This window comes from Enterobacter sp. RCC_40, assembly GCF_041360735.1.
GTDB lineage: Bacteria > Pseudomonadota > Gammaproteobacteria > Enterobacterales > Enterobacteriaceae > Enterobacter > Enterobacter ludwigii.
Genome location: NZ_JBFUPR010000001.1, coordinates 469,006 through 491,458 on the forward strand (window position 1 = coordinate 469,006; position 22,453 = coordinate 491,458).

Annotated in this window: 19 protein-coding genes and 3 tRNA genes; 20 read left to right on the forward strand and 2 right to left on the reverse strand. The window is 50.9% G+C overall.

Translation table 11 applies throughout. The features are described 5' to 3' along the window. Positions 1-9 precede the first annotated feature (9 nt). A complete protein-coding gene (fliD, locus tag AB6731_RS02165; protein WP_044856850.1) occupies positions 10-1,428 on the reverse strand; it encodes a flagellar filament capping protein FliD in 1,419 nt (472 codons plus the stop codon). A gap of 365 nt (positions 1,429-1,793) precedes the next feature. Here fliD and AB6731_RS02170 point away from each other — a divergent pair, with 365 nt between their 5' ends. From AB6731_RS02170 to sdiA, 14 genes are all read left to right on the forward strand, one after another. Continuing rightward, the gene (locus AB6731_RS02170; RefSeq protein ID WP_020883343.1) at positions 1,794-2,630 is read left to right on the forward strand and encodes a flagellin; all 837 of its coding nucleotides are present in this window, start codon (positions 1,794-1,796) and stop codon (positions 2,628-2,630) included. 203 nt (positions 2,631-2,833) lie between these two features. After that, positions 2,834-4,228, forward strand: coding sequence for a hypothetical protein (locus AB6731_RS02175; RefSeq protein WP_163305287.1), 1,395 nt, complete (start codon positions 2,834-2,836; stop codon positions 4,226-4,228). Between the two features lie 42 nt (positions 4,229-4,270). Beyond that, positions 4,271-7,621: a methyltransferase regulatory domain-containing protein gene (locus AB6731_RS02180; RefSeq protein ID WP_371005839.1), complete on the forward strand. Its 3,351-nt coding sequence runs from the start codon at positions 4,271-4,273 to the stop codon at positions 7,619-7,621. A 65-nt stretch (positions 7,622-7,686) separates the two neighbouring features. Next, positions 7,687-8,847, forward strand: a complete 1,161-nt coding sequence (locus AB6731_RS02185) for a DegT/DnrJ/EryC1/StrS aminotransferase family protein (protein WP_032678461.1) — start codon at positions 7,687-7,689, stop codon at positions 8,845-8,847. Then, entirely contained in the window at positions 8,844-10,010 is a 1,167-nt protein-coding gene (locus tag AB6731_RS02190) for an acetyl-CoA carboxylase biotin carboxylase subunit family protein (RefSeq protein ID WP_371005841.1), read from the forward strand. Before AB6731_RS02185 ends, AB6731_RS02190 begins: the two co-directional genes overlap by 4 nt. A gap of 10 nt (positions 10,011-10,020) precedes the next feature. After that, a complete protein-coding gene (locus tag AB6731_RS02195; protein ID WP_148576273.1) occupies positions 10,021-11,136 on the forward strand; it encodes a Gfo/Idh/MocA family protein in 1,116 nt (371 codons plus the stop codon). A gap of 22 nt (positions 11,137-11,158) precedes the next feature. Next, entirely contained in the window at positions 11,159-12,286 is a 1,128-nt protein-coding gene (locus AB6731_RS02200) for an FkbM family methyltransferase (protein ID WP_371005842.1), read from the forward strand. Positions 12,287-12,384: 98 nt separating this feature from the next. After that, positions 12,385-13,104: an RNA polymerase sigma factor FliA gene (locus tag AB6731_RS02205; protein ID WP_014170714.1), complete on the forward strand. Its 720-nt coding sequence runs from the start codon at positions 12,385-12,387 to the stop codon at positions 13,102-13,104. A 54-nt stretch (positions 13,105-13,158) separates the two neighbouring features. Next, positions 13,159-13,710, forward strand: a complete 552-nt coding sequence (gene fliZ, locus AB6731_RS02210) for a flagella biosynthesis regulatory protein FliZ (protein ID WP_014170713.1) — start codon at positions 13,159-13,161, stop codon at positions 13,708-13,710. An 86-nt stretch (positions 13,711-13,796) separates the two neighbouring features. Then, positions 13,797-14,597, forward strand: coding sequence for a cystine ABC transporter substrate-binding protein (gene tcyJ / locus AB6731_RS02215; RefSeq protein ID WP_020883350.1), 801 nt, complete (start codon positions 13,797-13,799; stop codon positions 14,595-14,597). Positions 14,598-14,704: 107 nt separating this feature from the next. Then, positions 14,705-15,691 carry a D-cysteine desulfhydrase gene (gene dcyD, locus AB6731_RS02220; RefSeq protein ID WP_063215621.1) on the forward strand — a complete coding sequence of 329 codons (987 nt, stop codon included), beginning with the start codon at positions 14,705-14,707 and terminating at the stop codon, positions 15,689-15,691. Positions 15,692-15,711: 20 nt separating this feature from the next. Further along, complete coding sequence (tcyL, locus tag AB6731_RS02225; RefSeq protein ID WP_014170710.1) at positions 15,712-16,380, forward strand: cystine ABC transporter permease; 669 nt, start codon at positions 15,712-15,714, stop codon at positions 16,378-16,380. Beyond that, complete coding sequence (gene tcyN, locus AB6731_RS02230) at positions 16,377-17,129, forward strand: L-cystine ABC transporter ATP-binding protein TcyN (RefSeq protein WP_014170709.1); 753 nt, start codon at positions 16,377-16,379, stop codon at positions 17,127-17,129. The genes tcyL and tcyN overlap by 4 nt, the downstream gene beginning before the upstream one ends. A 221-nt stretch (positions 17,130-17,350) precedes the next feature. Beyond that, complete coding sequence (gene sdiA, locus AB6731_RS02235) at positions 17,351-18,073, forward strand: transcriptional regulator SdiA (RefSeq protein WP_014170708.1); 723 nt, start codon at positions 17,351-17,353, stop codon at positions 18,071-18,073. A 66-nt stretch (positions 18,074-18,139) separates the two neighbouring features. On the opposite strand, the gene AB6731_RS02240 is transcribed toward sdiA, so the two are convergent. Further along, positions 18,140-18,364 carry a DUF2594 family protein gene (locus AB6731_RS02240; protein ID WP_003859644.1) on the reverse strand — a complete coding sequence of 75 codons (225 nt, stop codon included), beginning with the start codon at positions 18,362-18,364 and terminating at the stop codon, positions 18,140-18,142. A 466-nt stretch (positions 18,365-18,830) separates the two neighbouring features. Between AB6731_RS02240 and uvrY the strand changes: the two genes are divergently transcribed. From uvrY to AB6731_RS02270, 6 genes are all read left to right on the forward strand, one after another. Continuing rightward, positions 18,831-19,487, forward strand: coding sequence for a UvrY/SirA/GacA family response regulator transcription factor (gene uvrY / locus AB6731_RS02245; RefSeq protein ID WP_013096026.1), 657 nt, complete (start codon positions 18,831-18,833; stop codon positions 19,485-19,487). Continuing rightward, complete coding sequence (gene uvrC / locus AB6731_RS02250) at positions 19,484-21,316, forward strand: excinuclease ABC subunit UvrC (RefSeq protein ID WP_371005843.1); 1,833 nt, start codon at positions 19,484-19,486, stop codon at positions 21,314-21,316. Before uvrY ends, uvrC begins: the two co-directional genes overlap by 4 nt. A 56-nt stretch (positions 21,317-21,372) precedes the next feature. After that, the gene (pgsA, locus tag AB6731_RS02255) at positions 21,373-21,921 is read left to right on the forward strand and encodes a CDP-diacylglycerol--glycerol-3-phosphate 3-phosphatidyltransferase (RefSeq protein WP_014170706.1); all 549 of its coding nucleotides are present in this window, start codon (positions 21,373-21,375) and stop codon (positions 21,919-21,921) included. Positions 21,922-22,073: 152 nt separating this feature from the next. Further along, positions 22,074-22,149: transfer RNA gene (locus tag AB6731_RS02260), tRNA-Gly, on the forward strand. A 46-nt stretch (positions 22,150-22,195) separates the two neighbouring features. Then, a tRNA-Cys gene (locus tag AB6731_RS02265) sits at positions 22,196-22,269 on the forward strand. A gap of 11 nt (positions 22,270-22,280) precedes the next feature. Next, positions 22,281-22,367: transfer RNA gene (locus AB6731_RS02270), tRNA-Leu, on the forward strand. Positions 22,368-22,453: the final 86 nt, after the last annotated feature.

Below are 22,453 nucleotides of genomic sequence, written 5' to 3' on the forward strand. Positions count from 1 at the left end.
TTTCCTTTCTTACTTACTGCTGAACTGTTGGGTCAAATAAGTGGCCGTGCCATTGAATTTTGTGACCAGCTTATCTAAATCGTTAAATTGCTTTTTATAGCGCGCCATCGTGGCTTCAATCGTCAACTCCATCGCGTCATAACGTTTACCGATGGATTTGAGCGTGGCGTTAATGCCGTCCTTCGCATTCTGAATGACGCCTTCTTTACCTACAGAGGTGCTCAGCATGTCAGTCAGCGTATTGTTCATCTGGGTGGCGAAACCGGTGGTTTTACCATCCCCGACAAAATAGGCCTGCACGCCAGCCGGGTCATCCGTGAGGATCTTGGTTAATTTCTTATCATCAATTTTCAGGTTGCCAACCGCGCCGTCCGCGCCTTTGACCGGGTCCTGTGTGATGCCAAGTTGGGCCATAATGGCATAGGAACCGCTCTGCACATTGGTCAATAAAGCACGCAGATCGGATTGTACTCCGCGGATAGTACTGTCACCCATCAGTACGCCGTTATTCGAAGACTGGGCGGTTGCACCCACCGCAGGTGGCTCATATTTCGTCAATGAGGCAATGGTGGACTGCAGAGAGTTATAGGCAGTTACCCATTCTGTAATGGCTTTTTTGTTATCGTCTGTAGAGCGGGTTACGGTCAGGGTTTCATCGGCCGTGCTCTGTGCTTTCAGGGTTAATGTTACCCCTGGAATGGCGTCAGTGATGGTATTGGTCTGGCGGACAATCTGGATACCGTTGACGTTAACGACGGCATTTTGTGATTTCACCTGTTCGGTAAGTGCGCCACTGCCAATGATGCCTTTCAGCGTATCGTCGCCGGTCACTGTTACCGTCATATCAGAATCGGTACCGGTGGTTTTGGAGGTCAGCATCAGACGATAGTCGCCATCATCCGCTTTCACCACACTTGCCGAGACACCGCCGTTGGCAGCGTTAATGGCTTTAGCGATCCCGTTCAGGGAGGTATCGCCATCGGCCAGGGTTACCGTCAGTGGTTTACTGTCAGCGCCTGCCTGGGTAATGGTAATGGTTCGGCTGTTGGTGCCCGTGGTGCCACCTAACTGCTTAGTATTGCTGTCGATAGTGCCTGGCGTGGTCGTCAGCACCTGGCCTTTAGCAATCTTGCTGACGTTGACTGTCACATCACCAACGTTAGCGCCGGAGGTGCTGATAGCCGAAAATGCAGTATTGGTGCTGCTAATGGAGGTTGAGTTCCACGTATCTGTTTTTGCGAGCTTAGCAGCTGCGGTTTGCAGATTCGTCAGGGCGCTTTGTAATTTGCCGTAACCGGTAATCTGCGCGTCGTAGGTGGTTTTTTGCTTGGCAATAGCCGTCAATTTTGTTTCTTCTGCTGCCTGCAGCTTATCGTACAGATCTGACAGGCCGGGCATGCCCACCCCGAGATTACTGATAGTCGCCATGTAGTGTTCCTTCTTAATGGATGTTTCAGTCGTTTATCGGCCCGTTCGACGAAAAGTTTACGGCAAGCTTAAAAAATATATCGCTGAATAAGCGACCTAAATGACGCGTTTTAAATCAACAGGGTGCATGACGAAGAAATATACCGACGAGAATAAGACGGTGATTTTTTGCGTTAATCTTTTATTCATCATGCACTCTGTAGCCGCTTTAGCGTAAAATAAATCTTTATAAAACAAATAATTAAATATTTTCTTCGATATTTTCTAAAGTCTGCTGTTCGAGCGTCGATAACCTTGTTGACGGTGAGAGACGCCGTGAGTGTTAGGCACCGACCCTAGAAACCATTTTTGAAGGAATTAAAATTATGTCAGTTATCAATACTAACCTGTTGTCCCTGACCACTCAGAACAACCTGAACAAATCTCAGTCTTCTCTGGGCACCGCTATTGAGCGTCTGTCTTCTGGTCTGCGTATCAACAGCTCTAAAGATGATGCTGCGGGTCAGGCGATTGCAAACCGTATGAACTCTCAGATTAAAGGGATGACTCAGGCTGCTCGTAACGCCAACGACGGTATCTCTCTGGTTCAGACCGCTGAAGGTAACCTGAACGAGATCAACTCCAACTTACAGCGTATCCGTGAGCTGGCTGTTCAGGCTGCGAACGATACTAACGGTACCACTGACTACACCTCAATCAGCACTGAAATTACTCAGCGTCTGGGTGAAATCGACCGTATCGCTGGCGCTGCTAACTTCAACGGCAAAAAACTGCTGGACGGTAGCCAGACTGCTTCTCTGAACATCCAGGTTGGCGCAGGTACTGGTGCAACTGATAGCATCGCTATCACCACTGGCGCACTGATTGATGCTAAAGCTACCAGCCTCGACACTGGCCTGACCGGTACTATCACCGATAACAGCACTGCTAAAGCTTTCATCACTGCAGCTGACAACGCTATCTCTAAAATTGATACCGCTCGTTCTAACATGGGTGCGATTCAGAACCGTTTCGAATCTACCATTAACAACCTGAACAACTCTATCACTAACCTGTCTGCTGCTCAGTCTCGTATCCAGGATGCTGACTACGCAACTGAAGTATCTAACATGTCCCGCGCGCAGATCCTGCAGCAGGCTGGTACTTCCGTGCTGTCTCAGGCAAACCAGGTTCCACAGGCGATGCTGTCCCTGCTGCGTTAATAGACGCACTATCTTTAAAAAAGGTTGCTGGAAACAGCAGCCTTTTTTTTCACTATTTTTCCGTAAAATCACCGGATCGTAATCTGTAAAATAAGGCTGCATTTAGCAGCGTTTTCCCGCCATCACCCCCCGAAACACAGTGTTACTCTGCCTAAAATCTCCTTTTCCGGTCGTCTGACGACAGTTTACCGAAGAGTTATAAGATGAGTGAATTCGCACGTAGCCGGGCTATGCGTCAGTTTTATCGGAATGTGTTTACCCGATTCATTGATCTGCCAGAAGCCGATGTTATGCCCGCCAACATCACGGCCGAAATTTTCAGTTTTAAAAGCACTAATTTCACTGCGCTCGAGCCCATGATTCGTGTGGCCGAAACGGGGCTGGATGCTGAAAAGGATACGGCTTTAAAAGACATGCTATGTGCCATCGTGCTGGCAAACACCGCACTGGATGAGTCCGTCATTGGCGAAAAACAAACTCTTTCTGCCGAGATGAGTACCCAACTGACAGAATATATTGTGTCGGCGTTAAAAGCCGATGACAACATTCACTATCTTGTCGCCGCCATTCAGCTTCTGTTCCGCGTCAATGAAATCAGCTCAGCGTTATTTTTAATTAACAACAACCTTTCGCTGGTTAGCAATTCGGCACCTGTGCTGAAAATCCTGCTGTTGATCTGTTTAATGGAAAATGATTTCAACCAGGCGATGGTTGTTATCCAGGCTCTGACGGCAGACGCTGCATTAATCGGCGAAGATCCTATGGCCCTGTTGATGATTACCTGCGGCATCTACAGGCTGGGGGGCATACCCGATTCGTACATCGATTTTCGATCGCTTCATGTGAGCGAGCATGCGGTGGAAAATCAATCCTACGATTACTGGATCGCAAAAAGCACAGCTGCCAAAACAACGGTGCTAGTCACGTGCGACAGCGAGGATTATTTCGAGCACGCTGTGCCGATGCTCTATTCACTCTATGAGACCAATCGCGACGTCCTTGATGTGCATGTGCATCTAATTAACGGCAATGATGATGTTAAACATAGCCTGATGACCCTTCGCGAACAGCTACCTGAGCTCAACCTCTCTGCAAGCCATGAGCAAATAACCCGTAATGAGGACATGTCGGTAGTCCGTGCTGCACGTCGCCTCGTTTTCCTGCACCACGCACTGCAGGCGTTTAACACTCCCATTATTGCCATTAACCCTAATGTGCTGGTGCGTAAGCCGTGGTGTGAGCCAGAAACGGCGCTGTTGCTCCTGCAAACCGAATCCTCACCTTTCTGGGAAGAGGTTTTTGCCGGTTTTATTTACGCAAAACCCGGCGGCGTAGCGCAACGATATTTCGACCGCGTTGTGCCGTTCATCCATACCAACCTCGCCAGCGGCAATCATGCGCCTGGTCTGGAGCAAGTCGCACTCTTTTCCTGTCTGGACATGCTTTCGCCAGAAGACCGTCTGGCGATCGCGCGTGCCGAGCGTAGCGGAATACTCGATAGCCAGTCGGGTGAGGAGGCGTTCTGTTGGGTGGCAAGGAACACAGCAGGCCCATACCAGGAATATAAATCGTCGCTTATTCGCACGTATCAACGCTGAAGCATTTGCCCTGTGACCGTAAGAACAGAATCTGGAAAAAACGTGACGACACAGTACCCCTATTATCGGGTCAGCCCCGAGACCATTCATGCCGCTGCGGTGCTTAATCATCTGACCACGCCACTGCCTGCGTTTGCCCGTGTCATGGAGATTGGCTGTGGTTCAGCAACGCGTCTGATTATGCACGCATGGGCGCATCCTGAGAGTATCGCGCTGGGTATCGATATTGACGAAGAGGCGATCGAGAAGGGGCAGAAGTTTGCTGCCGAACTGGGATGTCACAATGTTGAACTGTTTGCTGCAGGATTAGGGGATTTGCTCGCCGCGGATTCGGGCGAGTTAGATTACATCATTATTCATCAGACCTTTGCTTTTCTTGGAAAAAGCGAACGGGAAGCGTTGCTGACATGGTGCCAGGCGCATTTATCTGCCAACGGCGTTATTGCCATTAAGTGGTCAGTACTGCCTGGCAGCATAGCGCGCATAACGTTGGGTGAAGCGTTACGGTTCCATCTTGATCGCGCAGAAGAGGGCAGCGACCTGCTGGCGTCAGCCCGCGCCATGCTGAGCTTTATGTTGCTCACGCTGGAAGAGGGTTCGCTGAAAAATGAAGTCCTTCTCGCTGAAGAAATGGATGATAACGCGCTCATTCTGGCCTATTTAAGCCCGAGTGACGGGGCATGCACCCTTGGGGATTTTAACGCACAGGCTGAACTCGCCGGTCTGCAGTTCCTGGGCGATTTGCTGCCACAGTCGGAACTGGGAAGCTTCTACAGTCCGAGAATCGAACAGTTACTGGGTGCCGTCAGCGACGGGGCAAGCAGAACCTTGTCACAGCAATATCTTGATTATGCCGTTCAACGCGAAGAACGCTTTTCCTTGCTGTGCCACCTAAATCACCTCTCGCCGCCGGTTCACCCGGATCTGAACCTCCTGAGAAACCTGCACTGGGCCGGAAGCTTTATGCCGATCGAACTGGATTCTGCAAAAGCGCCCCGCGTGTTCAGAAATAATAATGGACGGATCATGCGTACCGACAATGCCATTATTATCAGGATCATGGAGTTGTTGGGCAATGCCTGGCCTATGTCCTTAAGTTTCGAACAGCTTGTGCTCAATTGCCGGGCTCCTGAAACGCATGAGGATTATCAGGAGACGGTATGGGAAGCATTAAAAACGCTGTTTATGACCTGTGCTGACGGATTTTTCTGGAGTGCCACCCCAGGGGCATACAACGCTGCGCAAAATGGTGAGCTGGCACCGGTAGGGCTGTTACCACCAGAGCGTCCTGCGAACAATGTAAGCATCATGAACCTGTGGGGAGAGTGGGTTTCATTGACCCCTGCTGAGTGGAATTATTTGCGCTTCGAAATGGGGCATGCCGGGCAGACGAACTGGGAACTCTACTCTTCATTGAAAATTAAAGGGTTGCTAACCGGCTCGCCTGAGGCCTGGAAAAAGCAACTGCAGTGTTTTCTGCGTGCAGGCATGCTCGACGTACTAAAATCGCAACTTTCTCTGTTGTTGTTGCTTAGTGTCGATCAACAGCAGGGCGGAATGCTTATCAAGAGCAATGCCGAACCCGTATTAGCCGACCCGGACGTGGACGCTATCTACGAGCGCGCAAACAGCCTTATCCAAAAAGGCCGTTCTAAAGAAGCCCGCGAGTATGCTCGTGGGTTAATGGAAAAAAATCCAGACAATATTCACGTCCTTCGCTGCTATTCAAAAACATGCGTGCTGACCTCCGCCTGGGATGACGCGCTGGCGTCGCTTTGTAAACTGATGGGCTATTATTTCTCGAGCCTTGATATCTATTATGATCTTGCCACGGTGTTGCAGCGTAAGCGTGAATTCTACGGTTCACGGCAAATTGTCCGTACCTTGCTTCGTCTGAATAATAAAAATATTGATTACTGGCTAAGTCTGGCATCGCTGCATCACGCCTATGGCGATATGACATTAGCGGAAAAATGCTGCAGGGAGATTATGCGCTTCCAGCACCCGGGGCCCAGTTCACTTGGGCTCACCGGGATTGTATTGAGTGACAACCATAAAATGGCAGAAGCGCGCTATTTTATGGAAAAGGCCGTAGAGCTTAGCAATTATAATTTCGGCTACTTCAGTAACTTACTGTTTGTAATGAGCCACGACGCTAGCGTAACGGCCGAGACGTTGCTGGAAAAGCACCTTGAATACGGCCGCCGCGCAGCAACCTGGGCAACAGAGAGCGGGGTAAAACTGGTTCTCAATAATTCCAGAGAACCTCAGCGTAAGCTTCGACTTGGCTTTGTTTCAGGCGATTTGCGTAAGCATCCGGTGGCGAATTTTCTTCTGCCTTATTGGGATGCCATCAATCGTGAACAGTATGATTTGGTGGCCTATAGCACCCTGTTCCTTGAAGAAGATGACACGTATTGTCACCTTCGCCAGAGCGCAACGCTATGGCGTCAGGTTGATGCTATCAGCGATATTGAACTGGCGAAACTGATAGCTGAAGACGGGATTGATATTCTGTTCGATTTATCGGGTCATACAGCCTACAACCGATTGCCTGTTTTCGCGTTGCGTCCGGCTCCGATTCAGATCACATGGATAGGTTATCCGGGCACGACGGGTCTGAAAGAGATGGACTATATACTTCTTTCGGCGAGCCTGGCGCAGTCTCAGGAGCTTGAAAAACAGCTGGTGGAAAACGCGATGTTCGTTGCGACACGCAAGAGTTTCGAACCTCATCCTCTCAGTCCGGACATCAATCCATTACCTGCGCTGCGTAACGGTTATATTACCTTTGCCAGTTTTAACCGCTCTAAAAAAATTAACGATCAGGTGCTGAATGCATGGGCATCTATTTTGACGGGTTACCCTGAAGCCAGGCTGTTAATCGGTAACATGACCGATGCCGAAATGATTTCGGCCATGACAAAACGCCTGCAACAGCGTGGAATTTCTCGCGACAGATTGCTCTTCCGGGGACTCGTGGAAATGGATGAGTACCTCGCGATGCACCATGAGATTGATATTTTACTTGATGCATTCCCTTATAGCGGCGGAACGACGACGCATCATGGCGCCTGGATGGGCGTCCCGACAATCACCATGAATGGCCCGACCATACCGTGTCAGCAGGGCGTCGATATTATGCGTTCTTACAGACTGGAGCAGTTTATTGCGATTGATGAGGAAGATTATATTTCCAGAGCAATCGCCTGGGGGCAACGTATTCCAGAACTTGCTGAAATCCGACTGGGGATGCGAGACAGGATCCCCGTAGACCACGTGCCAGATTTTAATATTGCAGAAAACTTTGAACGGGCGCTGCGTGAAGCGTGGGGAATTTATTGTCGGGGAGAAGAGCCGCATGCGTTTCTCATCACTGAACAGCATTCCTGACTCGCAAGGGTTAACTAAGCCGGCCATGTGGGCAAAATTTAACGGTATCATTACCGAGGTAGGATATGAGTAAAATTTACGTAACCAGTCCATTCTTGCCCCCTCTGGAAGAGTTTATCCCTTATCTGGAGCAAATCTGGCAAAATAAAACTCTGACAAACGGCGGACCATTTCATCAGCAGCTGGAACAGGCTCTGGCGGAATATCTGGGTGTAAAGCACCTTTCGCTTTTTGCAAACGGAACGCTGGCGCTGCTGACGGCATTTCAGGCGTTGCGCCTGACTGGCGAGGTGATCACCACGCCGTATTCCTTTGTTGCGACCTCGCATAGCTTATTATGGAACGGATTAACGCCGGTCTTCGCTGATATCGATCCCCAAACCTATAATATTAATCCGGATCGCATTGAAGAATTAATTACGCCTAACACCACCGCAATTTTGCCTGTTCATTGTTATGGGATTCCCTGTGACATCGATAAAATTCAGAAAATTGCAGATGTGTACGGTTTGCGGGTTATTTATGACGCAGCACATGCATTTAATGTCCGCAAAAACGATATAAGCATTTTAAATCACGGTGATTTATCCGTACTCAGTTTCCATGCCACCAAAGTCTTTAACACCTTTGAGGGCGGGGCCATTATAAGTCACGATCTCAAAACCAAACAGCGCATCGATTACCTTAAGAATTTTGGCTTTGCTGGTGAAACCCGCATCGTGGCCCCTGGCATTAACGCCAAAATGAATGAGGTGGAAGCTGCATTCGGTCTTCTGCAGCTTAAACATATTGATAAAGCACTGGACGAAAGAAAGGCGATTTATCAACGCTACTGTGAAATGTTAGACGGGCTGGAAGGATTAACGTTTGTCGACGTACCCGACGATGTGAGCTGGAACCACGCCTATTTCCCGGTGCTCATCGAACCGCATTTCGGGATGAGTCGTGATGGGGTGTATGAGTTATTTAAAGCGGATGCCATTCTGACGCGTCGCTATTTCTACCCGCTCATCAGTTCATTTGCCATGTACAGAGGTTTCCCTACTTCGGCGGAAGAACATCTGCCCGTTGCGAATGATATCGCCGGAAAGGTGCTGTGCTTGCCGATTTATCCAGGAATGACGCTGGAAGAACAGGATCGGGTCGTGAATGCTCTGAAGCGTGCTTCCCTGGTAGGACAGGCGCAGGGTAACGAACCGACGCCAGTCACGGAGATTGCGGTATGAGCATGATGCCTACAGCGATGATCCTTGATGCAGGGTTTGCCTCGTTGCCATTACAGCAGGCCATAAAAGCCGCAGGGTTTCGAACGCTTGCCTGTAGCGGTAAAGCCCAGGATGCAGGGATGAAATATGCCGATGCGACCTGGGCGCAAAATTACGCTGTCAGCGAGGCGGTACTGGCCATTGCCCGCCAGGAAAAAATCACGGCGCTGTCGCCTGGTGTGACGGATGTTTCTTATCTTTCTGGCTGCCGCGTGGCGCAGGCGCTGGGCCTTCCCGGCTATGACTCTCCCGAGGTAAGCGATCTCCTTTTCCTCAAGGACCGCTTCAGGAAATGGGCCAGCGAGAAGGGATATCCTATTCCAAAAGCTGCCAGTAACGTGCAGGAGGCGCGTACGATGCCTTTCCCGCTACTGGTAAAACCTGTCGACGCATACAGTGGAAAAGGGATCTCATTGATTCATCAGCCAGATGAGCTTGATGAGGCGGTCAACGTCGCGCGTGCTGCGTCAGCGGGCGGACATTGTGTCATTGAAACGTTCTGCCAGGGGGCGCTGTATAGTCATTCGGCGTTTATTCGTGGGGGTGAAATCACTTGCGAATTTTTTGTCGATGAATATTGCACAGTCTATCCGTGGCAAGTGAACAGCAGCTGTCTGAGTGTCAATCTGCCCGAGTCGATGCGTGATCAAATCAGTGAATGTATGCAGGCCATTGTCAGCGACTTAGGCCTTGTCGATGGACTCTTACATACTCAACTTATTGCTGACGAACGGCAATTTTGGCTGATTGAAGTGACACGCCGCTGTCCGGGCGATCTCTATTCGAAATTGATTGAGCTTTCCACGGGCGTCGATTATTGCCGTGAATTTGTTGCGCCTTTCATCGGACAGACAAGTCACCTGGCGCACCGGCGTCCCGCACGTCGGCGCAATATTGCCCGTCATACGGTCTCTTCAACTCATCGAAGCCTTTTCTTCGGGTTTAACTGTGCGCCTCTGCCAGCCAACATCCTTCAGGCGATACCGCTTAAACAACCCGGTGATGAAATCGGCCCTGCGCCAGGGGATCGGGCAGGGTTAATTTTTGCTGAGTTTACCGATCTTGACGCCATGGCAAGCCACACGCCTCAGCTTAAAAACTATTTTTCTTTTTCTTCTTTGTAAGGACCGGACTATGAACAGGCCTCTATCTCTTGGGTTTATTGGCGGAGGGATCAATTCAGCAATTGGTCTGACGCACAAAATTGCCAGTCAAATGGACGGCCATTTCGAGTTGGTGACGGGATGTTTTAGCCGCGATAAAACGCTTTGCAAACAGACGGGGCTGGCATGGGGACTAAAGGATGAAGCCATTTATACGAATGCGGCGACCCTGCTGGAAGAGCAGCACGCACAAATGGATGCCGTTGTCATCCTGACGCCGACCCCGACCCATCGTGAAATTATTCTGGCCTGTCTTGAATACGGTCTTCCGGTTATCAGTGAAAAAGCCATGGTCGCCAGTGTGACGGATGCGCGCGATATCGCCCAGCGCGTGGCAGACATCAATGGACAACTCTACGTCACCTATAACTATACCGGCTATCCGATGGTACGCGAATTGCGTGAACGGTTACGTCGCGGTGAACTGGGGAGCATTCAGCATGTCATGGTGGAAATGCCTCAGGAAGGATTTATTCGTAGCCGGGAAGATGGCAGTGTGGCTCAGCCTCAGGAATGGCGTCGCGTTGATGGTGACATCCCGACCGTTTCCCTCGACCTTGGGGTCCATGTGCATCAACTGGTGGAGTTTCTGACGGATAAACGTGCCGAGGATGTCTATGCGATTAACAGCACGTTTGCGCGCGTCCCGAATGTTGTCGATACGGTGAATCTGGTTTCCCGTTACGACGACGATATGGTGTGTAATTACTGGTACGGCAAAGCGGCGCTGGGTTACCGCAATGGTTTGCGGATACGAATTTATGGTTCTGAAGGCAGCGCAGAATGGTTGCAAATGGAGCCTGAGTATCTCCATCTTGCTGATGTACATGGGAATATTCGCTTGATCGACCGAACGGCCGGAGACAATACGGTGGCCAACCAGCCCCGCTATTGCCGCTTCAAAGCAGGGCACCCTGCCGGATTCATTGAGGCATTTGCAAACTATTACGCCGATATTGCCGCCAGTTTACGTGGTGAACCTACGGGATACAGCCTCAGTTGCGATACGGCCGTCCGTGGGCTGGAATTTCTCGAAAAAGCGCAGCAGAGCGCACTGACGTCTGCCAAAGTCGAATTATTACGTTAATAACGGTTGTGCTGAGGACTATATGACATTACTGGAACAGTTACAGGGTTACGATAACGCCTTTTTTGAGAGCATCAACTCAATGCAAGCCAATGGGCTCCCGATTGTGCTTTATGGGGCAGGCTGTCTGGGGCAGATGACGGCAGAATTTATGTTCCGGGAAAACATGCCGCTCCATAAAGTCGCACTTAACAGAAAATATATTACAGAAGGGATGAGCTTCCACGGTCTCCCGGTTGTGGCAATCGAAGATCTCCTTGAACAACCCGGTGAATTCAACTGTATCGTGGCGTTGCAGTATGTTAGTGACGCGATGCAGGCAGAACTTCGGCAGGGGGGCGCCAATGTGCTTGTATTTGATCCTGCTTTTATCGGCGTCAGCACAACTCTCTGGTATACCCCGTCATTTTGTGATGAACATAAGGACCGTCTTGAACATCTGTACGCGAGCCTGGAAGACGATCGTTCGCGGGAAACGCTGGTCGCATTTCTTAAACAGCGTTTAACTGCTACCCGTGGCTATTACCAGGCGGTATACGAACCGGTACATTATTTCCCGTCAGATATTGTCCGCCTGCAGGATAACGAAGTGTTTATTGATTGCGGGGCCTACAATGGCGATAGCATTGGGGCGTTTATGCAAGAAGTGGCCCGTCAGCAGGTCGCGCAGCCAGAAAGCGTTATCGGCTTTGAGCCTGATGCCAGTAATTATGCTCAACTTTGTGAAAATACGCGCCAGTGGCCATTTTGTCAGCCAGTGCAAAAGGGCGTATGGGATGAAAACACCGTTCTCTCTTTTCAGTCGGGAAATGCACTCTCTTCACGCCTGATGGAACAAAGCACGAACACGGTGACCATTGAACTGGATAGCATTGATAATATTCTGCAGGGGCGCAAAGCCACCTTTATTAAAATGGATGTCGAAGGCGCTGAACTAAAAGCCTTGCAGGGCGCTGCAAGCACGATTCAGGACTGGAAACCTTTACTGGCAATAAGTCTTTACCATAAGCCGGAAGATCTCCTGACAATTCCTCAATATATTGCCTCTCTCAGTGCTGATTATGTGTTTTATCTGCGCGGACATCACCCTGAACTGGCCTTCGAACTGGTTTTATATGCTGTGCCTAAGTCACGGTATATAAAGAAATAGGCAAATAACCCCCCATTTTACCCACTATTCATCCAATTGAACGCCCTGCAGAATCGGATAATCATGCCGATAACTCAACTAACGCAGGGCTGTTTATCGTGAATTCACTCTATACCGCTGAAGGTGTAATGGATAAACACTCGCTGTGGCAGCGTTATGTCCCACTGGTGCGTCACGAAGCATTGCGCCTCCAGGTGCGTTTGCCGGCGAGCGTGGAACTTGACGATCTGCTACAGGCGGGCGGTATCGGGTTATTGAATGCAGTTGACCGATACGACGCTCTGCAAGGAACGGCATTTACGACTTACGCAGTTCAGCGTATTCGTGGTGCGATGCTGGATGAGCTGCGCAGCCGCGACTGGGTGCCGCGCAGTGTTCGCCGCAACGCGCGCGAAGTGGCGCATGCGATGGGGCAGCTGGAACAGGAACTGGGACGTAACGCTACGGAAACAGAAGTGGCGGAACGTCTTGGCATTGCTGTTGAAGAGTATCGTCAGATGTTGCTCGATACCAATAATAGCCAACTCTTCTCTTATGACGAGTGGCGAGAAGAGCATGGCGATAGCATCGAGCTGGTGACGGATGAGCATCAGCAAGAAAACCCGTTACACCATTTAATGGAAGGTAATTTACGCCAGCGCGTAATGGAAGCGATTGAGGCTTTACCTGAGCGCGAACAGCTGGTGTTGACCCTCTATTATCAGGAAGAGCTTAATCTCAAAGAGATTGGCGCTGTTCTGGAAGTGGGGGAGTCTCGGGTAAGCCAGTTGCACAGCCAGGCCATTAAACGTTTACGCACAAAGCTGGGTAAGTTATAGGTGATTGATTCACCTGAAAAATGCCGCACAACGTATTGACAACCAGGAGTTATCATGACGGTGCAGCAATCTAAAAGACGGCCTTTAAGCCGCTACCTGAAAGACTTTAAACACAGCCAGACGCATTGCGCCCACTGTAACAAGTTACTCGATCGTATCACGCTGGTTCGTCGAGGCGAAATCGTTAATAAGATCGCGATTTCACGCCTCGACACGTTGATGGATGAAGCAGCATGGCTCGAAGAACAAAAAGAGTGGGTGGCGCTTTGCCGTTTCTGCGGTGATCTCCACTGCAAAGAGCAAAGCGACTTCTTCGACATTATCGGCTTCAAACAATTCCTGTTTGAACAAACGGAGATGAGCCACGGAACCGTACGCGAATATGTCGTCCGCCTGCGCCGTCTCGGACAACATCTCACCGTGAACAACATCTCCCGCGATCTGCTGAAGACCGGCTATCTGGATGAGAATCTTGAGCCGTGGCTGCCTGCGACCAGCACCAACAACTACCGCATTGCGCTGCGCAAGTATGCACAATATAAGGTACAAATGCCGGGTGTGATAAAGCAGAAAGCCCACGCTGGAACAACTTCTGATATATATTAAAAAAGAATAAGATGTAGCGCAGTCGCCTTTGACCTTGCAGGTGATTTCTCTACACTACTCAAAAATTCCACTATATCGGGGTATTTATGAAATTAGCACTTCTGGGTCGTCAGGCGCTGATGGGTGTAATGGCAGTCGCGCTGGTCGCGGGTATGAGCGTGAAAACGTTCGCCGCAGAAAATCTGCTGAATAAAGTGAAAGAGCGCGGTACGCTGCTGGTCGGGCTGGAAGGAACCTATCCTCCGTTCAGCTTCCAGGGCGATGACGGTAAACTCACCGGTTTTGAAGTGGAATTTGCACAGGAACTGGCGAAACACCTTGGCGTGAAAGCCTCCATCAAACCGACCAAATGGGACGGTATGCTGGCATCGCTGGATTCCAAACGTATTGATGTGGTGATTAACCAGGTGACCATTTCTGACGAGCGTAAGAAGAAGTATGACTTCTCCACGCCGTACACCGTGTCCGGTATCCAGGCGCTGGTGAAGAAAGGTAACGAAGGCACCATCAAAACGGCCGCTGACCTGAAAGGCAAAAAAGTCGGTGTCGGTCTGGGAACCAACTATGAAGAGTGGCTGCGCCAGAACGTTCAGGGTGTGGATATCCGCACTTACGATGATGACCCGACAAAATACCAGGATCTCCGCGTAGGTCGTATTGATGCGATTCTGGTTGACCGTCTGGCCGCGCTGGATCTGGTGAAGAAAACCAACAATACCCTGGCGGTAGCCGGTGATGCGTTCTCTCGTCAGGAATCCGGTGTAGCCGTTCGTAAAGGCAACGACGACCTGGTTAAAGCGATTGACTCCGCGATTGCTGACATGCAAAAAGACGGCAGCCTGAAAGCCCTTTCTGAGAAGTGGTTCGGGGCAGACGTCACGAAATAAGTCTTTGACGTTAAAAAAAGGCGCTTTTAAAAGCGCCTTTTTTATTTCTTACGCGTCTGCGTGCATAATGAAAAATATCACCTTGAGTCTGTGTTACCGGAGAACCCATGTCACTACAGAATTTAACGCGCTTTCCCCGCCTGGAGTTTATCGGCGCGCCGACTCCGCTGGAGTATCTGCCGCGATTTTCTGACTATTTAGGACGCGATATTTTTATTAAGCGCGATGACGTAACGCCGATGGCGATGGGGGGCAATAAGCTGCGTAAGCTGGAGTTTCTGGCCGCTGACGCCCTGCGTGAAGGCGCGGATACGCTCATTACCGCAGGTGCCATTCAGTCTAACCATGTCCGCCAGACCGCCGCGGTGGCCGCAAAGCTGGGTCTCCACTGTGTGGCATTACTGGAAAACCCAATTGGAACGCAAGCAGAAAACTATCTGACTAACGGCAACCGTCTGCTGCTGGATCTGTTTAACGTACAAGTCGAAATGGTCGAGGCATTAACCGACCCGACCGCACAACTTGATGAACTGGCGACGCGTCTGGAAGCGCAGGGTTTTCGTCCCTACGTTATTCCTGTCGGCGGCTCGAATGCGCTGGGCGCGCTGGGGTATGTGGAAAGTGCGCTGGAGATTGCCCAGCAATGCGAGGGAGCGGTCAGCCTCTCTTCTGTCGTTGTTGCTTCCGGCAGTGCAGGTACCCACGCAGGGCTGGCCGTTGGTCTGGAGCAATTATTACCCGATGTCGAGCTTATTGGCGTGACGGTATCGCGTAGCATCGCGGACCAGAAGCCGAAAGTGGTCACCTTACAACAGGCGGTGGCAGAGCAACTGGCGTTGAAGGCAACGGCTGATATCCAGCTCTGGGACGACTATTTTGCACCAGGCTACGGCACGCCTAATGAAGAGGGGATGGACGCGGTGAAATTGCTGGCGCGCCTCGAGGGTATCCTGCTTGATCCCGTGTATACGGGCAAAGCGATGGCCGGTCTTATCGATGGCATTGAACAGAAGCGCTTTAAGGATGAAGGGCCGATTTTGTTTGTTCACACCGGCGGGGCACCTGCGCTGTTTGCCTACCATCCTCATGTCTAAAATCAGGTCGAAAAATAATAATGCAAGAAAGTATTCAACTGGTTATTGATTCCCTGCCGTACCTGCTTAAAGGTGCGGTATTTACGTTACAGCTCAGTATTGGCGGGATGTTCTTCGGTCTGGTACTCGGGTTTGTGCTGGCCTTAATGCGTATGTCACCCGTCTTACCAGTACGCTGGGTGGCACGTTTTTATATCTCTGTGTTTCGCGGCACGCCGCTTATCGCCCAGCTCTTTATGATCTACTACGGTTTACCGCAGTTTGGTATTGAGCTGGATCCGATCCCGGCGGCGATGATTGGTTTGTCGCTCAATACGGCGGCATACACCTCTGAAACGCTGCGTGCGGCAATCTCGTCCATTGATAAAGGGCAGTGGGAAGCGGCGGCCAGTATCGGTATGACGCCCTGGCAAACGCTGCGCAGAGCCATTCTGCCTCAGGCGGCGCGTGTGGCGCTTCCACCGCTCAGCAACAGCTTTATCAGCCTGGTGAAAGACACGTCGCTGGCGGCCACCATTCAGGTACCGGAACTGTTCCGTCAGGCGCAGCTTATTACCTCGCGCACCCTGGAAGTGTTCACCATGTATCTGGCGGCCTCGCTGATTTACTGGGTAATGGCGACGGTGTTATCCGCCTTGCAAAACTATTTCGAAAACCAGCTTAACCGCCAGGAGCGTGATCCAAAATGAGTGCTATCGACGTTAAAAACCTGGTGAAAAAATTCCACGGTCAAACGGTGCTCCACGGGATTGATCTGGAGGTTGAGCAGGGCGAAGTGGTCGCCATTATCGGCCCGAGTGGTTCCGGGAAAACAACGCTGCTGCGCAGCATCAACCTGCTTGAACAGCCTGAAGAAGGCACGATTCGGGTGGGGAACATTACGATTGATACCGGCAAATCCATCAGCCAGCAAAAAGGTCTGATTCGCCAGTTGCGCCAGCATGTGGGCTTTGTTTTCCAGAACTTCAATCTCTTCCCACACCGGACGGTGCTGGAGAACATCATTGAAGGTCCGGTCATTGTAAAAGGGGAAGCCAAAGAGGACGCGACGGTTCGCGCGCGCGAGTTGCTCGCAAAAGTCGGGCTGGCCGGTAAAGAAACCAGCTACCCGCGCCGCCTGTCAGGTGGTCAGCAGCAGCGTGTGGCGATTGCCCGCGCGCTGGCGATGCGTCCGGATGTGATCCTCTTTGATGAACCGACCTCTGCGCTCGACCCTGAGCTGGTGGGCGAGGTGCTGAACACCATCCGCCAGCTGGCACAGGAGAAACGCACAATGGTTATCGTTACCCACGAGATGAGCTTCGCTCGTGACGTGGCGGACCGCGCCATTTTCATGGATCAGGGAAGGATCGTGGAGCAGGGGCCGGCAAAACACTTATTTGCCAACCCACAGCAGCCGCGAACCCGTCAGTTCCTTGAAAAATTCCTTATGCAGTAGAATTTTTGCACTAATTTGCTCCAGAAAATTCATCTGGGGCAAATTATTCTCCCCCTGCGCCCGACACCGTGTTTTTTTATTCCGCTCAGGCCCAATAAACCTTATCAAACGTAAAGTTAATTGTGCTGTTGCCGATATTTTGTAGTTAGAAATAAGTTTTATGTGTTAGGTTATATTCACCATAATAATGAATATCATTTCAGAGGCTTCATTTAGTAAGTATGAAGGATTCAGACTTTTTCACCTGGCGACGGGAATGCTCCCTCCGGTTTCAGAAATTGACCTGTGCCGACGAGGTATATCAGGAACTTCAGCGACAAACTCAGGCGCTAGAATTCGATTATTACGCACTCTGCGTACGCCATCCCGTGCCTTTTACGCGGCCTAAGATTTCTGTGCATACCACTTATCCGCCACAGTGGCAGGCGCAATATCAGTCGAAGAATTATTTCGCCATTGACCCGGTGTTAAAACCGGAGAATTTCATCCAGGGGCATTTACCCTGGACTGACGAATTATTCGCGGATGCTGAGGAATTATGGCATAGCGCACGGGAGCACGGCTTACGTACAGGAATAACGCAGTGTCTGATGCTGCCGAATCATGCTCTCGGTTTTCTGTCGGTTTCTCGTACTAGCATGCTGGAGAGCCCGTTAGACCACGAGGAAATAGAGCTGCGGTTACAACTGCTGGTGCAAGTGGCCTTAACATCGTTGATTCGATTTGAAGATGAGATGGTGATGCCGCCTGAGATGAAATTCAGCAAACGTGAACGGGAAATTCTTAAATGGACCGCGGAAGGGAAGACGTCGGCGGAAATTGCGATCATTCTCTCTATCTCAGAGAATACGGTTAACTTTCATCAGAAGAATATGCAGAAGAAATTCAATGCGCCTAACAAGACGCAGATCGCGTGTTACGCGGCGGCGACCGGGCTTATTTGAGTAGAGAATACGTTCTGCGTGTCAGACGAGGCAACGGCTGAATGCACCGCATCCAGCCGTTTTTTATTACTGGCGGTAGGCTTGTTTAATTTGCTTAACGGTGTTGGCAAATACCGCGGATTCAGCCTGGTCTTCCATCTGCGCGATTTGTTTTTCCATTTTAATGATCACACGACCGGCGTCAGCCTGGCCCATCGCCTGTAGCATCAGCGTTAGCAGCGATTTCAGGCAGTTTACTTCCTGTGCCAGTTCCTGGTTATTCTCCGCAGTGGCAAATTCAGGTGTGCTCATTTATTTTCCTCATTATAAAACGGCGCTCGTGCGCGACGATGAAAGTCAAGGCGGCGGAGTATACCACAAGGCGCAGCAAAAAATGCAGCGGTTGTTTTTCGTACTTTTACACTGGATGTTTATTTGCGTAAACAACGCGTGCCGCTAAACTGTACGGCGTTAATAGCGACGAATTGTTTATACCCGGTTCGCTTGCCGTTAATTATTGTTACAAAAATTTAAGAACTGTTTTTTTACGGACTCAGGCGACAGGTTTTTTGTAACTTTTTGAATACAGATGCTTAAAAAAAGCTGCACAAGCCCTGGCGGCGCGGGCTCTCTTTCCACGTTCTGTACAGCCTAATTTCCAAAAACGAGAGCGAAATCGAATAGCCGATTTTTTAACGTTTTAATCTTGTGAGGAAAACCGTTAATATAAACCAAATTATCACTCAGTAGCGTTATCCCTATTCTGGAGACATTTCCTTTGATCAACGTCCTTCTTGTTGATGACCACGAACTGGTGCGCGCAGGGATACGACGCATTCTTGAAGATATAAAAGGTATTAAAGTTGCTGGTGAGGCTTGTTGCGGCGAAGATGCCGTAAAATGGTGCCGCACTAATTCGGCCGATGTGGTGTTGATGGATATGAACATGCCCGGTATCGGTGGTCTTGAAGCAACCCGCAAAATCGCGCGTACCTTTGTTGATACAAAAGTCATCATGCTGACCGTGCATACTGAAAACCCGCTGCCCGCGAAAGTGATGCAGGCGGGCGCTGCCGGTTACCTGAGTAAAGGTGCCGCGCCGCAGGAAGTTGTCAATGCTATCCGTTCCGTGTTTGCCGGACAGCGTTACATTGCTTCCGACATTGCTCAGCAGATGGCCCTGAGTCAGATCGAACCCGAGAAAACGGAATCGCCGTTTGCCAGTTTGTCCGAGCGTGAATTGCAGATTATGCTGATGATCACCAAAGGTCAGAAGGTAAATGAGATCTCGGAACAGCTGAATCTTAGCCCGAAAACGGTGAACAGCTATCGTTATCGCATGTTCAGCAAACTGAACATTCATGGTGATGTTGAACTGACTCATCTGGCCATCCGGCATGGTTTATGTAATGCGGAGACGTTGTTAAGTCAGTGAGTGATGTGTTCGATTCAAAAGCATTTCTGAAAACCGTAACCAGCCAGCCTGGCGTCTATCGTATGTATGACGCTGGCGGTACGGTTATCTACGTGGGGAAAGCGAAAGATCTCAAAAAGCGCCTCTCCAGCTATTTTCGCAGTAACCTTGCCTCCCGCAAGACCGAAGCACTGGTCGCACTCATACAGAATATTGATGTTACCGTCACGCATACCGAGACGGAGGCGCTGCTGCTTGAGCATAACTATATTAAGCTCTATCAGCCGCGCTACAACGTGCTGTTACGCGATGATAAATCCTATCCGTTCATCTTCCTGAGTGGCGATACGCACCCCCGGCTTGCTATGCACCGCGGTGCAAAACATGCCAAGGGTGAATATTTCGGCCCGTTTCCCAACGGCTATGCCGTACGTGAGACGCTGGCGCTGCTGCAAAAAATCTTCCCTGTTCGCCAGTGTGAAAACAGTGTCTATCGCAATCGCTCGCGCCCGTGTCTGCAGTACCAGATTGGCCGCTGTCTGGGGCCATGCGTTGCCGGGCTGGTGAGTGAAGACGAGTATGCGCAGCAGGTCGAGTATGTGCGCCTGTTTTTAGCCGGGAAAGACGATCAGGTATTAACGCAGCTGATCGCCCGGATGGAGAAAGCCAGTGCAGCGCTGGAGTTCGAAGAGGCCGCGCGGATCCGCGACCAAATCCAGGCGGTGCGCAGAGTCACTGAGAAACAGTTTGTCTCGAACACCGGTGACGATCTCGACGTGATCGGCGTTGCCTTTGACGCCAGCATGGCCTGCGTGCATGTGTTGTTTATTCGTCAGGGTAAAGTGCTCGGGAGCCGCAGCTATTTCCCGAAAGTGCCGGGGGGGACGGAGCTGGGTGAGGTGGTTGAAACCTTCGTCGGGCAGTTCTATCTGCAGGGGAGTCAGATGCGCACGCTGCCATCGGAGATCCTGCTTGATTTCAATCTCGACGATAAAACGCTGCTGGCGGATTCGCTGTCAGAACTGGCTGGTCGTCGGGTTAACGTGCAGACCAAACCGCGCGGTGACCGCGCGCGTTACCTGAAACTTGCCCGGACCAACGCGGCGACGGCGCTTACTACAAAACTGTCCCAGCAATCGACGGTCCACCAGCGTTTAACGGCACTGGCTACGCTCCTGAAGCTGCCGGAGGTTAAACGGATGGAGTGCTTCGACATCAGCCACACGATGGGCGAGCAGACCGTGGCCTCCTGCGTGGTATTTGATGCTAACGGCCCGCTGCGCGCGGAATATCGTCGCTATAACATCACCGGGATCACGCCGGGTGATGACTATGCAGCCATGAACCAGGTGCTGCGCCGTCGCTACGGTAAAGCCATCGAAGAGAGCAAAATCCCGGATGTGATACTGATTGACGGCGGGAAAGGGCAGCTCGGGCAGGCGAAAGCGGTCTTTGACTCACTTGATGTGAGCTGGGATAAAAACCATCCGTTGCTGCTGGGCGTGGCAAAAGGGGCCGATCGTAAAGCCGGTCTGGAGACGCTCTTCTTTGAACCGGAAGGGGAGGGCTTCAGCCTGCCGCCGGATTCTCCGGCACTGCATGTTATCCAGCATATCCGCGATGAGTCACACGATCACGCCATCAGCGGGCACCGGAAAAAACGGGCGAAGGTAAAAAACACCAGTACGCTTGAGACCATCGAAGGCGTCGGGCCAAAACGCAGACAGATGTTGCTTAAATATATGGGCGGATTGCAAGGATTACTCAATGCCAGCATGGAGGAAATTGCAAAAGTGCCGGGTATTTCGCAAGCGCTGGCAGAAAAGATCTACTACTCGTTGAAACATTGAGGGCTCTGTAGCAACATAGAGCTAAATTTTACTGACAACAAACAGTTACCGTCATTATGCAATTTAATATCCCTACGTTGCTCACTCTTTTTCGCGTTGTGCTTATCCCGTTCTTTGTACTGGCATTTTACCTGCCAGTCGTCTGGGCCCCTTTTGCCTGTGCACTGATTTTCCTGGTGGCTGCGGTTACGGACTGGTTTGATGGTTATCTGGCACGCCGCTGGAACCAAAGCACCCGCTTCGGTGCCTTCCTCGACCCGGTCGCCGATAAGGTCATGGTCGCTATCGCGATGGTGCTGGTGGCTGAGCACTACCACACGTGGTGGGTAACGCTGCCTGCAGCAACCATGATTGGCCGTGAGATCATCATCTCTGCACTGCGTGAGTGGATGGCGGAGCTGGGTAAGCGCAGCAGCGTCGCGGTATCGTGGATTGGTAAAGTGAAAACTACCGCGCAAATGGCCTCGCTGGTCTGGATGCTCTGGCGTCCAAACGCCTGGGTTGAGTGGGCGGGGATTGGGCTGCTGTGGGTTGCTGCGGTACTGACGCTGTGGTCTATGCTGCAATATTTAAACGCTGCCCGTGGCGATTTGCTTGATCAGTGATCGTTTCGACGTAATTTTCAGCAAACGATCCGGGGATGCAAAAAATAACGTTGACTCATACCGTCATATCAGTAGAATGCAACGCATCGAACGGCGGCACAGCTAGCCGGACGATAATGAAATCAAGTGGTTAGAAGTTAACTTGATGACATGCGGGAATAGCTCAGTTGGTAGAGCACGACCTTGCCAAGGTCGGGGTCGCGAGTTCGAGTCTCGTTTCCCGCTCCAGATTAAAGACATGCGCAATAGCGGGTGTCGCGTAAAAAAGTTTTACGGCGCGTTAGCAAAGCGGTTATGTAGCGGATTGCAAATCCGTCTAGTCCGGTTCGACTCCGGAACGCGCCTCCACTTTCTTCCCTGGCCGGATGGTGGAATCGGTAGACACAAGGGATTTAAAATCCCTCGGCGTTCGCGCTGTGTGGGTTCAAGTCCCACTCCGGCTACCATGGGAAAAAGCAGAATAATCAAAGCAATAAGCAGTGTCGTGAAACCACCGAAAGGTGGTTTTTTTGTGCCTGTTTTTCGCCGTATA